15 protein-coding genes are annotated in these 12,451 nt (G+C 61.7%); 5 read left to right on the top strand and 10 right to left on the bottom strand.

What is annotated here, in order from left to right:
- Nucleotides 1-100: 100 nt before the first annotated feature.
- From ACYVO7_RS20080 to ACYVO7_RS20060, 5 genes are all read right to left on the bottom strand, one after another.
- On the bottom strand, nt 101-1,636 hold the full coding sequence (locus tag ACYVO7_RS20080; protein WP_460451588.1) for a DUF4214 domain-containing protein: 1,536 nt from the start codon (nt 1,634-1,636) through the stop codon (nt 101-103).
- Nucleotides 1,637-2,476: 840 nt separating this feature from the next.
- A complete protein-coding gene (locus tag ACYVO7_RS20075; RefSeq protein WP_460451587.1) occupies nt 2,477-2,692 on the bottom strand; it encodes a hypothetical protein in 216 nt (71 codons plus the stop codon).
- A gap of 730 nt (nt 2,693-3,422) precedes the next feature.
- Nucleotides 3,423-3,614: a hypothetical protein gene (locus tag ACYVO7_RS20070; protein WP_460451586.1), complete on the bottom strand. Its 192-nt coding sequence runs from the start codon at nt 3,612-3,614 to the stop codon at nt 3,423-3,425.
- Nucleotides 3,615-3,637: 23 nt separating this feature from the next.
- A complete protein-coding gene (locus ACYVO7_RS20065) occupies nt 3,638-3,778 on the bottom strand; it encodes a hypothetical protein (RefSeq protein ID WP_460451585.1) in 141 nt (46 codons plus the stop codon).
- A 193-nt stretch (nt 3,779-3,971) separates the two neighbouring features.
- Nucleotides 3,972-4,181, bottom strand: a complete 210-nt coding sequence (locus ACYVO7_RS20060; RefSeq protein WP_460451584.1) for a cold-shock protein — start codon at nt 4,179-4,181, stop codon at nt 3,972-3,974.
- A 347-nt stretch (nt 4,182-4,528) separates the two neighbouring features.
- Here ACYVO7_RS20060 and ACYVO7_RS20055 point away from each other — a divergent pair, with 347 nt between their 5' ends.
- A complete protein-coding gene (locus tag ACYVO7_RS20055; RefSeq protein ID WP_460451583.1) occupies nt 4,529-4,864 on the top strand; it encodes a hypothetical protein in 336 nt (111 codons plus the stop codon).
- Nucleotides 4,865-5,045: 181 nt separating this feature from the next.
- Nucleotides 5,046-5,480 (top strand): response regulator, encoded by a 435-nt coding sequence (locus ACYVO7_RS20050; RefSeq protein WP_460451582.1) that lies wholly within the window; start codon nt 5,046-5,048, stop codon nt 5,478-5,480.
- Here ACYVO7_RS20050 and ACYVO7_RS20045 read toward each other — a convergent pair.
- Entirely contained in the window at nt 5,417-6,787 is a 1,371-nt protein-coding gene (locus tag ACYVO7_RS20045; protein ID WP_460451581.1) for a sensor histidine kinase, read from the bottom strand. The two genes, ACYVO7_RS20050 and ACYVO7_RS20045, sit on opposite strands and share 64 nt — an antisense overlap.
- 510 nt (nt 6,788-7,297) lie before the next feature.
- Here ACYVO7_RS20045 and ACYVO7_RS20040 point away from each other — a divergent pair.
- Nucleotides 7,298-7,681, top strand: coding sequence for a hypothetical protein (locus ACYVO7_RS20040; RefSeq protein ID WP_460451580.1), 384 nt, complete (start codon nt 7,298-7,300; stop codon nt 7,679-7,681).
- A 45-nt stretch (nt 7,682-7,726) separates the two neighbouring features.
- On the opposite strand, the gene bluB is transcribed toward ACYVO7_RS20040, so the two are convergent.
- The 4 genes from bluB to ACYVO7_RS20020 all read right to left on the bottom strand — a co-directional run bounded on the left by bluB (nt 7,727) and on the right by ACYVO7_RS20020 (nt 10,315).
- On the bottom strand, nt 7,727-8,368 hold the full coding sequence (gene bluB / locus ACYVO7_RS20035) for a 5,6-dimethylbenzimidazole synthase (RefSeq protein WP_460451579.1): 642 nt from the start codon (nt 8,366-8,368) through the stop codon (nt 7,727-7,729).
- Between the two features lie 587 nt (nt 8,369-8,955).
- Entirely contained in the window at nt 8,956-9,138 is a 183-nt protein-coding gene (locus tag ACYVO7_RS20030; protein WP_460451690.1) for a DUF465 domain-containing protein, read from the bottom strand.
- 114 nt (nt 9,139-9,252) lie between these two features.
- On the bottom strand, nt 9,253-9,660 hold the full coding sequence (locus tag ACYVO7_RS20025; protein ID WP_460451578.1) for a hypothetical protein: 408 nt from the start codon (nt 9,658-9,660) through the stop codon (nt 9,253-9,255).
- Between the two features lie 37 nt (nt 9,661-9,697).
- The gene (locus tag ACYVO7_RS20020; RefSeq protein ID WP_460451577.1) at nt 9,698-10,315 is read right to left on the bottom strand and encodes an ATP-dependent DNA ligase; all 618 of its coding nucleotides are present in this window, start codon (nt 10,313-10,315) and stop codon (nt 9,698-9,700) included.
- Between the two features lie 228 nt (nt 10,316-10,543).
- Between ACYVO7_RS20020 and ACYVO7_RS20015 the strand changes: the two genes are divergently transcribed.
- Both ACYVO7_RS20015 and ACYVO7_RS20010 read left to right on the top strand, forming a co-directional pair.
- The gene (locus ACYVO7_RS20015) at nt 10,544-11,008 is read left to right on the top strand and encodes a Ros/MucR family transcriptional regulator (RefSeq protein WP_460451576.1); all 465 of its coding nucleotides are present in this window, start codon (nt 10,544-10,546) and stop codon (nt 11,006-11,008) included.
- A 513-nt stretch (nt 11,009-11,521) separates the two neighbouring features.
- The coding region (locus tag ACYVO7_RS20010; protein WP_460451575.1) for a trypsin-like serine peptidase at nt 11,522-12,451 on the top strand (930 nt) is incomplete at its 3' end.

The following is a 12,451-nucleotide window of genomic DNA, read 5'->3' as shown; positions in this document are numbered from 1 at the left end:
GCGGCCGTCCACCGCTGTATCCAGTCCTGCATTTGCAGCGAAGACCACTGGAAGCCACTCCGGCTTCCCGAATTTCAGGCCACAGTGGCGGGAAGCCCGGTTACGCGAAGAACTTCGGCTCGAGTGAGATTCCGGTTCCGATCAGTGGGGCGACCTTAGCCACGTTCTCGGGGCTTTCAGAAAAACTGGCCAGCACGTCCGCCACGCTCGTCCCGGACTGCAGCCTTCCGATCCAGTAGTCCGTGCCGCCCTGCTCGCCCGCGCGCCCAAGCACGTTGTGATAGAGCCTGTCGACGATCTGCGCGTTCGAGGCGCCGGCTCCGTAGACGGCCTTGAACTCGACTGAATTCACGAACCCCAAGGCAACGTCGTGCATAGACATTCCTGTATCGAGCGCGTGAACCCAGAACGAAAGACCGCTCTTGTCGGGAGTGCGGTTGAAGGCGGCCTGGTAGAGGCGGAATCCCTGGCCGGCGTCTCCGGCCGTATCGAAAGCGAGTATGCCGTCGGCGAACTGAAGGCGCTCAACGACTGTCAAGGTATCTGTGCCATCTCGGCCGCTGCTGACATCGCTGACCGACAGACCGGTCGATGATTGCTGCAGTACATACTGACTCCTGAGCCCGCGGTAGATCGCGGTATCGATGCCCGGCCCCCCATATATGCTGTCGTTTCCTCCGCCTCCTTGGATCCGATTAGGCCCGTCGTTGCCGTTGATCGTGTCCGCTCCCGATCCTGCGGTCGTTTCCTCAATGATCGTGTCGTAGGAAATCCTGATTGAAGCTCGATCATTTGTTATTTGCCCTGACAGAAAACCAGGGCGAAGGTCTATGAGAAGATTTCCTGAGAACGCCGAGAAATCAACTCTATCAGATCCCCCCACGTCGTAGATTGTCTGAAAGGCCGACGTCGTTGTTATTTGATATGATGAGTTGCCTGCGCCTGTCGACGGGTTTGCCCCATATAGATACTGCAACGCAATGATATCGTCGGCACCTGGTGTAGCCGGCCAACCCGAGGCCACATTAGACCCTCGTGGCGAGATGTAGGTCATCACGGTTAGTGAGGGGTCGTCGACTTCTCCCACTTCCGCGAAGGTCGGATGCCCAGTGCCTCCGTCATCGTGCGGGTGTTTCAGCCCGAGCGCATGGCCGATCTCATGCAAGAGTGTGTCGAATACGGCGGAGCCGCGATCGTGGTATAATGTCGCTTGAGTGGAGAAATCGTTGTTTAGCCATATGTCTCCTTCAGGAAACAGGTATGTCGATCTATCAACGCCAAAACTGGCCAGTGTTCTGTCGGCTAAGCCTTTGTTCGGGAATACCGCCTCACCCAGCACAAGTGATGAACCAAAAAGCAAACTGTCACCAAGATTGAATGTGATGTCAGCTGCAGACGTTTTCCAATAAGATTGGCCAGTGTACTGGAAATTCACGTTCAAAATCTTCTCGTATTCGGACAATGCGGCACCGATGATCGCTGCTGAGAAGGCTGGATCAGACCAGCTGTAAGCTTCGTTATTTCCGAGCGCCCAGGTGATGGTCCGGCTCTGATCCAGTTGCCAAAATGCGCCGCTGAGAGCCGCGTCCAGTGGGGTATGCGTAAGCGGCAGAAGATTGGTGGACGCGGTCGCCATGACGGGATCTCTCACTTCAAACGAAGGGAGACGATCATGAGAAACGTAACTAAGCAACAGCTTTGGCGTGGCCGTCGGGCCGCTGCACGATGGCCTCGGCGTTCGAGCACGCAGGAGCCACAGGGAAGGCTCAGGACGCCGCGACAATGCGCGGCAGGAAAGCGCCTGGCGGCTCCATAGGCGCACGCCGGCCCTTCCTTGCGGGCGATCATCCGGAAGCCGTCGTGCTTGATCTCGTGGATCCACTGCGGGCTAGTCGGGACGTGGGGCGAGAGCGTGGGTTGGCAGGGGAGGATGAAGCCCGGCGGCGGCGCTCGACGCTCGCGGGCGAGGATCGGGGGACGCCACATGCGGGAATAAGCACCAGGGTTGCGGGGCCTACCATGCGGCGCTGAATAGGGCAGGGGAGCTGTCGGGCTCGACTGCGGCTGAGCGCGACCATCTGCAGGCCTGGGACCGCCTCGCCGCCGTCGCCCTCCGGATGCGGGTCGAGAAGGCATCGACGCCGGAGGGCCTGATTGTGAAGGCCGCCATTAGCGCCTCCAGGGCGGCCGAGGAGGACGAGTTGCGTGAGGCCCGCGATGGCTACGATCCGAACGACCTCGACGCGCTCCCGTGCCTGGCAGGGCGAGGCGTTGTTTCGCCACGCTTGCGCCATGGGCTTGGAAGGGATCATCAGCAAGCGCCGGGACAGCCCGTATCGGTCGGGGAGGTCGCAAGCCTGGCTTAAGTCGAAGTGCCCAGACTACGTGCGGCGCGGGTAGGCTCGCGTGCGTGCACGCGCGCGCCTAGGGGTTTAAGAAACTCAGGGCCCTACGGGGCAGGCACCCCGATGCGCTGCTATCCCTCAAGCTCGAGCAACCGGCGAAGATGCCGGGCACCTTCATCAGTAATCTGAAAAGCCATGAAACCACCCGACGCGAACCGTTTGACCCAACCGTTGCGCTCCAGCGCCTCCGCGAAGGGGGCCATGAACTTTGCGGCATGCGATCCGACTTCGTATCTGAGGCGTCCCTTTTCGGCGAGAATGAGCAGCCGCCGGTGAAGTCTGGTCATTCGTAATCCCGATACGGTTTCAGTGAAGTCGTCGGCGAGATTTGCTCCCCCTCTCGACGGGCCAGCTCAGCAAGCAGCATCAGGATCTTCGGCGGCCGTCGCGCCAGTACTCCCAGAGGGCCTCCTCGATCAACACGGTGTGCTGCTCGCCAGCCATGACGTCGTCGTCCGGTTCCATCCGCTCCGCCCCAGCCCCCGCCGTCGCACCCCTCGCGGACAGAATGTCGCGGCCGCCTGCTTCGTTCTATGTGGGGGACAGAACCCGCCGTGTTCTTGAGCCGTTCTCCTCCTCTGAAGGCAACGAACTGACGGGCCCGCCCTTGCGAGCTTGTCCCGCACAGCAATCCTATTCGGCGGCCGCAAGTTTAGGCGTGGGGCCCAGAAGCCCGGGGGTATCTTCGCCGTAAAAAACCGGGCACGAAAAGCCCCGCAGCAGGGTGGCTGATGCTGCGGGGCCGTTGTCGTCGGTGAAGTGCATTTTCAACGAAGAGCGTGAGGTCTGGTTCCGATCCTCAGGTCAGGCCGCCCTCGCCGAACTCGATCAGATCGAGCAGCAGCGAACTGCAGGCACGGGAGCGCGTCCAGGTCGTTTGGGTTGTAGCCAGTTGGACAAATCCTGCCAGAGCACGTTTGTCGGGTTGCGGGACACGCACCTGACCAGAGGATCACCGATGACCAACGAGATGATGGGCCTTCGCTCGCCCTTCATCAAAGCTGTCCCTATACCCACTCATGCCTTGATCTCGTACTCGCGGACTACGAGTTCGCTCAGTCCGGACCTCACGCGATAGGAGATCTCGCCACTTGTGTCAGCAGGCAAAAGCCGAACGATCTCATATTCGTTAGGAACACTGCCGTGCTTGCCCAAGGCAGGAGGACGGACCAGACGCACGGTCTGTCGCAACTGGAAATTGTAAGTCATAGATTTCCGCTCTCCTGAGCGCGCTACTTCGTTGTTTTTGGTGATGCCTTGGGCGTCGCAGGAGGCGTGGCGCCCTTCTGCGAAGGAGCCGCAGCTGGTGTTTTTGGCTTTTCCTTCTTCGGCTTTTTGGCTTCTTTGTTGCCGCGCTGTTCGCCCTTAGCCATACTATCCTCCTCGTAATCGAAGCACTTTCGCCTTAATCATCTTAGGCCCTAGGGCACGAAAAAGCCGCCGTGAGTTTTTCCCGCGGCGGCCGTTAGGGTCAGTGTCCCGAGCTATCAACTCGCCAGTACATCCGTGGTCGGACAACGGCTCAGGACTTAGCACCGCCCAGCCGGAGCTGGGTGGTCTTGAGCCTTACGCGGCTTCGATGTTGCCGACCGCCATTTTGCCGCTGCGGCGATCAGCTTCGGTGTCGAAAGCCACCTTCTGGCCTTCAACGAGACCACGCATTCCGGCGCGCTCAAGCGCAGTGGCGTGAACGAACACGTCCTTGCCGCCATCGTCGGGAGCGATGAAGCCGAAGCCTTTTTGGTCGTTGTAGAACTTTACGGTGCCGATGGTCATAATGTTAATCCTTAAGCGCAAGCGCACGTGAAAGCAGGATACGCGCAAGCGCTTCTGCTCTCGGGCAGTCGAAATTTGGAGAAATGTCTGAACGTGCGCCCGGCTAAGCCAAGGGCAACGGCCCGATTGTCCGGCCAAAGTCGATGCTGCTGTGTAGGTCATCTTTGAAACACTTGCAAGGACATTTGTGATTGAGCCGGATTAGTCCGCGCCGCCCCCTCCGCTCATGCACGCGAACAAGAGGGGTGGGTGGGGAGCACCGTCTGTTGAAGATAGTCGTCCCCGGGCCCTTGTGTGGCCGGTCGGTTCCCATGCGATGTAGAGTGCCCCTTGACCGGAGACTGAGCATGAGTGAGATCCCGAAGATCGACGCCTTGTTGGCCGAACTGCGCCAGGTCGCCGAGGGGCAGGGCGGCGAGCAAGCCCGCCTCCAGGAGATGATGGCCCGGGTCGAGGCTTTCGAGCGCCAGGTGCTCGACTTTTACAGGGACGACCCGGACGAGGGCGCCCGCGTTGTGTCAGCCATGTCCGGCGTGCGTGACCGCGTGGAGAGCTTGGGTGGGGAACTGGTCGGCCACTCGCGCGGGAGCCTCGTCTTCGAGCGGCTGGTCGCTCGTCTTCGAGCGGCTGGTCAACGAGCAGCAGCGCCGGGCTTAGGGTTGGTTTCGACGCCCTGCCCGTAGGAAGGCGCCTGCATGACGCAGGCGCCTGCGCCAAGGCGGCGCACGTCGGAAGGGATTGTCAGCAGCCCCTTGTTGGACCCCCACGTCGAGCATCGGTGCATAGCCGTGAAATTTCAAGACAAATGGCTTTGCGCGCAGGAACAGCTGGCGGGTGTGGTGGTTGCTCCCTCTGAGGTGCGACATGACCGAAAGTCACAAGGCCGTCCTGATTGTCGAGGACGATCACCTCGTTCGCACGATGGCGGTCGCCATGGTGGAAGAAACCGGATTGCGGACGCTCGAAGCCGAAGACGCCGACAAAGCCTTGGCGCTGCTCAAAGACCCGGCGATCGCCGGGGACGTCGTCGCGGTGTTCACGGATGTGAGAATGCCGGGTCGACTGGATGGCGTGGATCTGGCCCGCGAGATCGCTCGCTCCTGGCCTACGGTCCGGATCATCGTGACGTCAGGCTACGCCGCCGGCCGCCGCGGCGAACTGCCCGAAACCGCCGTGTTTCTGCAGAAGCCGTGGTTGCCGCTGCAGCTGCTCACGCTGCTGAATTCGGCCGCCGATCACGCGGCTGACGTGGACCGCAGCGGGATGACCATGGCGCAGCGCAACCCTTCCGGGCGATAGTCCATCTGGAGCTTTGCGCCCGCGTGATGCTTCAAACCGTGCTCGAGCAGGCGCGTGCCGAAGCCAGCCTTGCGCTTTGCTTGCACAGGCGGGCCACCCTCTTCGATCCATTCGAGATGGAGGAACGCGCCTGGCGCGACATCCCATGAAACGGTGAGCTTGGCTGTGGGGACGGACAAGGCACCGTATTTCACCGCGTTGGTGGTGAGTTCGTGAATGGCCATGCTGACCGGAACCGCAACACCGGCCGGGAGGCTCACGGGTGGGCCGTCCAGATGGATGCGCTTGATGTCACCATCAAAAGGAGCCAATTGGCTCTTGAAGATCGAGCCGAGCGTAACCTCGCCGTTGAGGCTGGCGGTGAGGAGCCAGTGAGTGTCCGCCATCGCGGAAACGCGGGCCACGAGGCTGGCGTGGTAGTCTTGAAGCGAAGTCGCATGGCCCGCCGTAGCGTTGGCGACGGCCAAGACCAGCGTGAGGGTGTTCTTAACCCGATGGCTGAGCTCCTGGACCAAGAGCTCGCGCCCTTCTTCGCGGTGTTTCCGATCCGTGATGTCGAGTGAGACGCCGACCAGCCGGCGGGCTTGGCCGTCGGCCTCGCGATGTGCTTGACCCCGCACTTCGAGCCAGTGCTCGGAGCCGTCTGGCCAGTGGATCCGAAATTCGCTGCAGTAAGGCTCGCCGGTTTCCATCGCACGCGCGATCGCCTTGTCCCTGGCTGACCTGTCCTCTGGGTGGATGGCCGCGCGCAGGTCGTCAAAGGTGAATTGGGCGGAGGCTTTTCGGCCGAAGGTCGCCTTTAAGAGGTCCGAGACCTGCAGGGTCCACGTGCGGACGTCGAGCCCCCAGTAACCCATACCGCCCGCCTCGGCGGCGAGCCTTAGCAGCTGTTCGCCGGCTTCTCTGGCGTTCTGCGCCTCGTCCGCTTCGCGGTTGCGGATAGCGAGTTCCGTGGAGACCGCCTTCAGACGCAGCAGCGCTTGCACATTGGCGAGCAACTCCTCCGGGTGAACGGGATCGATCAGATAGCCGTCAGCGCCGCTGTCCAGGCCGCGGATGCGATCCTCTGAGGCGACCGCTACGGCCGAAATGTGCAGCACGAGGGCCGAGGGATCGGCGGCTTTGATTTGGCGGCATACGGCCACCCCGTCGATATCCGGCAGCATGATATCGAGGATGACGAGCGCCGGGTCATGCTCGGCGAAGGCGTCCAAAGCGGCCTGACCCGAGGACGCTTCGACCACGTCGTAGCCCGCTGTTTCCAGCGTTCTTTTGCGCGAGTAGCGACTTGCCTCCGTGTCATCCACGAGGAGAAGGACTGATCGCCCCATTGATGGCCCCCAGCTTTGTATTTTGGACCACCTTACACACACAAACCGAAAAAGCCGGAATCCCGCTTCCTTTGTAGCGACGAAAAAGGCCCGCGCTGGAGGGCGCCTGCCAACCAACCATTTTCCTCGGTCTTGACGCAGTTCGGCCCCGCCGCGAAACGGGACCGACCTACTTTCCCGATTCAGGAGAGGGACCGAAACTCCTGTGGCCTGAGGCTTGGGTCAGCATGGTTCCCGAAAGGTTGCTCGCGAGAGCCCTTCCGGCACAAAGGCTTGCGGGCGCAAAAGCCCCGGCGCGACTGTGGCGAAGAGGCATCGGCCAGCGCTGTCGCGGTCTGTTCCCGTTGACCGGGGCGACCCCGCAGACAATCCTCAGGGCGTCCACCAACCCCTAACCACCCCGCCAACATTCCGGCCGTCTGCGATCCGCATTCAGGCCCCGCAAGGGTTTGCCCGTCATCCATGGAAGCCACGGGAGGATCACGCATGAGCGCTCTTCGCGACTTCGCCACCAAGGCTCTGGAGACGAACCGGATCGGCTTTGCCGACCTTCGCCGGCTGCAACGCGACGTGCTTCCACAGCGGGTCACGACGACGGATGAGGCCGAGCTGCTGCTTGCCATCGATGGCGACCTGGTCCGAGCCGACCGTGACTGGAACGACTATCTGGTGGACGCCGTCACGCAGTTTGCTCTTTGGGGCATCCAGCCGCAGGGGCGCGTCACCCAGACCAAAGCGGCCTGGCTTTCAGCCGCGCTGGCCGCAGCTCGCCCGAAATCCGCGACGACCATTCTGAAAGACCTCTATCGCCAAGCCCCCGTCATTGAGCCGGCCTTGCACAGGCGGCACAGGTCGGCCGGACAAACATAGGGCCCTGCTCATGCCCCGGGCGGGAACCCTCAGGTGCCCGCTCGATCACCGCTGCCGCACAAAGCCAGCGACGTCTCTTTGCCGGGTTTCCCAGCCGGCGTCTTCCAACTCCGGAACTGCTGCGTTGCGCTCCGGATAGCCAAGGCAGAGATAGGCCACAAACGTCCACTCACGTGGCACGTCGAGCGCTGCCGACACGCATTCTGGATTCAGAATGGACACCCAGCCAAGTCCGATGCCCGCAGCTCTCGCCGCCAGCCAGAGCGTGTGTATGGCGATCACGACAGAGTGCGTGATTGTTTCCGGCATGGTCCCCCTTCCGAGGCCATGGCCCTGTTTGGTGCTGGGGTCGGCGAAGACGCCGAGATGAACCGGCGCCTCCCTCAGGCCGGATAATTTGAGCTGGGCGTATAGCGCGGCTCGGTCGGGGCGTTCTGCGGCAAGGGCGGCCGCGTTGCATCTTTCGAAGTTGTCTTCAATGGAGCGACGCCGCGCCGGATCGTTCACAAGCACAAAGCGCCAAGGCTGGCTCAAACCCACAGACGGGGCTAGGCAGGCTGCACCTAAGAGGTTTTGAAGCACAGATTCTGACACGCGGTCCGGCCGAAATCTCCGCACATCGCGCCGCCACGTTAAAAGGTCGTACAGGCGCTCTCGGAATGCGTCGTCGAATGTGGGCTGTCCCAACGTTAAGCTCTCCAGCCAAGGTGCGCGGTCCGAGGGCAAGGGTGAGGTGATCAGCGGGGCAGTATGCTCACACTCGGTCCATGCGAGGGTGTTCTACAAGGAAATTCAGCCACGGGAACCTACATACCCCGGGGTTCCATATCCGCGCCGAGGAGACCAAATTCTACATTTGAGGGGACCGGGCTGTGTCCTCGTTTGCGAATGCGGGGACCTCGTGCGAGAGGCGCCGCAGGTGGATGTTCCACTACGTTGGTCCGCTCGGCCCTCAGCGACCGCACAGGGTGGCGCGAAAGCCGTCGGTAGCCCAGCCGAGATAGACACCATGCCGACCGTCGGCTTGCGGATCGGGTGTATCCTGACCTGACAGATGGATCGGCGGTCCGGCTCCCATCCCATCGGCGCTGGCGTAGCCAGCGCCTTCGCATAGGCGATCCGGGATAGAACGGCAGAACGTCCGTCTGGTGAAAGCCTCTCTTGAAGATTGGAGGCGAGCAATGGCTCAGGATGCTGTGTGCGAGACGCCCGGATAACCGGGCCCCTCTGCAGAGCGTCAGCCCCTCGGGAGCGGCCCCCTCCCGGCGGGCCTTTTAGTGCGATCCCGTCCTCTGAGCCTCGGCTCTGATCTGATCGAGCTGATCTTTCAGATGAAGCTTCTTGAGCTTAAGTAGCTTGAGCTGCACGTCATCGACGCTGGGCCGGGTTGAAAGTCGCTGAATTTCTAAGTCAAGTTCACGGTGCCGTTGCTGGAGGCTCTGGGCGAAATGATTCATAGGCATCGGCGTTCTCCTGTTCCAAGCGGCGAACAAACTGACTCAGACGTTAGTAGATCGCATCACATTTATTTCATCGCCGATCTTGGAACAACGCGCCTTGTTTCGGATTAGTTACGCCATGTTTTTCCAACTATCCTCCGGCATGTGCCCTGACGAGCAGTCCCAGAACCAACACCCGATGATCTCCCCATAGCGCGTCCGCCGCGCCTCGTCGTGCGTTAGGTCGCCTGCTTCAGGGTCGCTGTGGTAGATGACCGCCAGCCTGATGCCGCTCGCGTCGGTGACCGAGAACCAGGTTTTCCGGTCCTCAACGAAGAACGGCCCCTGCGTCCCGGGCGGGAATGCCGCCGATCCGACGCCGTGCATGAGGTCCGGCATGCTGGCGATCATCTCCGCCATGGCCTTCGCCTGGTCGGGCGACATCATCACGCTGCCCGTGCTCCGATAGCCCGTGGTGTCGCCGTAGCAGTAGGCGAGCCATACGCCGTTCGCGTCGGCGACGCGGAAGCCGGCCGGCATGGGGTGGACGGTCCAGGGCGGCGGAAACCGGCGGTTCTCAGCCATGGCGCACGTAGTCCGGACACTTCGACTTCAGCCAGTTCGGCGAGCGGCCCGATCGATATGGGCTGTCCCGACGCTTTGAGATAATGCCCTCGAACCCGAGCTTACAGGCATGGCTGAACAGGGCCTCTCCGTCGTCGTCCATCGCCTCGACGAATGCGACGCCATCGACCGGCCCAGCCTCGACCAGCTTCCGTAGCTCGGCCCGGCGCTCGTCTAGCGGAAGGGGTCGGAGATCGCGCCCGTCCAGTTCGAGGAGATCGAACGCCATCAGGATGGCGTGCGTGGCGCCGGTCTTGGACCTCAGCGCGTGGAAGTCGTCGCGGCCGTCCGGCAGTTGAATGACTGCCTCGCCGTCGAGCACGCAGGAGTGACAGGGAAGCTCCAGGAGGCCGCCGGCAATCCTCGGCAGCCGCTGGGTCCAGTTCAGGGCATTGCGGCTCCACAGACGCGCTTGTGGCCCTTCGCGTCGGCAGATCATCCGGAAGCCGTCGTGCTTCGGCTGGTAGATCCAGAGCGGACCCTTTGGGACGCGATCGGCGGGACAGGCGAGACACGGCGCAATGAAGCCTGGCGGGGTACGGCGCTTGTGGGCTGGGACAGGAGGGCGCATGCACGTCCAAATGAAAAGGCCCCGCGGAGTTCCGTGGCCGCGGGGCCTAGGTGCAACTTGGAGGGGGCAATCTTTCAGTTGCGCCGGGAGAACGTCGGCCAGTGCTGCGAGTTCCCCTGGCCGCCTCAGCCTCGGCGGGCGCGTTCCGCCAACCTTAAGCCCACATTCCAGTACCCTTGATATTGCCGCCTCTTACCTTTAGCTCTGCACAAGAAACAGGAGACCAACGTGGCGGAGCTTCCCGAAAACACCCTTGATCTCGTTGCGGACATCGTTGCGGCGTACCTGGCCAATAATTCAGTTCCGGCTAGCGAAGTACCTATCCTGATCGCCAGCGTTCACGGCGCTCTGAATTCTGCGCTGAAAGGCGAAGTCGAAGAGCCCCAGCCCGAGCAAAAACCCGCCGTTTCGATCAAAAAGTCGGTGACGCCTGACGCGATCATCTGCCTGGAAGATGGCAGGAGCTTTAAATCTCTGAAGCGCCACTTACAAATCAAGTATGGCATGACGCCCGCGGAGTACCGCGCCAAGTGGGGCCTCCCGAACGACTATCCAATGGTGGCGCCAAACTACACGGCGTCGCGCTCGGCGCTTGCCAAGGGCATAGGCTTCGGGCGCAAGCGCGCCGTCGTTGCGCCAGTCGAGTCGCCTGCTCCGAAGGCGAAAAGAGGCCGTCCGCGAAAGGCAGCTTAGGCCGCCCAGGGCGCAACGGCAGCTACTGCGCGAAAGAGCCCTCATGCAGCCGTGCGTGAGGGCTCTTCGTCGTTATAGATCTTCGACACGCTGGGCCTAGCTCGGCGGCTTTTAAGCCATTGCCGGAGTCAGACGGAGACAGCACGTCCGCCCTGGCCGAGGAGCTAATTCGGCGCTGCATCCCGGTCATCGTTGTCACAGCATTTCAGCGAGAAACCTCGCCCGCACAGGTCGCTGCGACTTTCTGGCTGGCGAAGCCGACTTCTCGCAAGGCTCTGGCCTTTCCGTTCGCGCGGTGACCGAGGAAGGCTAGGCCTAGTTCAGGGTACACCGGCCGGCAGTACCGCTGCGGTCTGGGAAACCAGGTCTGAACCCGGTAGCGGCGCGGGGACGCCGGAACCGGCAATGAAGGATCTAATCGGGTCCAAGGAGGTGGAGGAAGTGTGTTCTCACACCGCAAGGGGGCAAGGTTAGGGACAGATTTCCAAGGGGGCAATGAAGCAGGAGGGTAAGATGAGCGTCGGATATCCCGGCCAGAATGACCCGTCCTATTGGCCTGTAGTCAAAATCGTGGCGACGTACGCCGATGGCTCGAGCACATCAGGCAGTGGTGTCTTTGTTGGCCCGAACGACATTCTAACTGCTGCCCATGTCGTGGATAACGAGCCAATCGACGTTGACATCTATGCTGCCTATCGCGATGGCCCTTCAAGCGATCCCGCTTTCAGCTTCACCGAAGATTCGCTGCAGGTGGATTTCTTCGGCATTCCAGCTAAGACCACTTTCAATGATAACGAATCTGCCTGGGATCTCGCCCTGATCGGGATTTCCAAAGACATGGGAGATGTTGTCGGGACATACCAAATTCGGCCGTGGGCGGAGCCGTCGTCTTACAATCACGCGCTGGGCTACCCTGGCCAGTGGGGGAATGATCATCTGGTTGAAAGTTACCCCGAGTTCGGGGGCGGCACATCTCTGACTGGTGCAGGAAACTTCGCTACCGGGGGCTATACGATCGGCAAGGGCATGAGCGGGGGACCATTGGTCGACCGCGATGGCTATGTCGTTGGCGTGTTGTCGACCGCCGGCGCATTCAATCGGATTGATGGCGAGTGGGACCAGCTGCAGAAGTGGATCTTGGAAAACGACCATCTTCGCCCGGGGGTCGGCCACCAGGATTACTCGCCCGGACTGAGCACATCATTCGCAGGGGCGAGCGCTCTGGATCCCCCGTTCATCAAGGGTTACTCGTCAGGCGCGAGCACATCGTTCGCGGGAGCGAGCGCACTGGACATCCCCAGCGCTGCCAAAGAGTACGCGCCCGGCGGGGCAAGCACGTCTTTTGCGGGGAGCGGTCTCACCATTCCGAATTCCGCCAAGGAGTACTCCGCCGGCGCGAGCACGAGTTTCGCGGGGACGAGCGTTCTGGAGGGGCACAGCTCC

This window comes from Alsobacter sp. SYSU BS001988 (assembly GCF_054796215.1).
The sequence above is the reverse complement of the archived record's forward strand: the minus strand, read 5'-3'. Positions and strand labels throughout refer to the sequence as shown.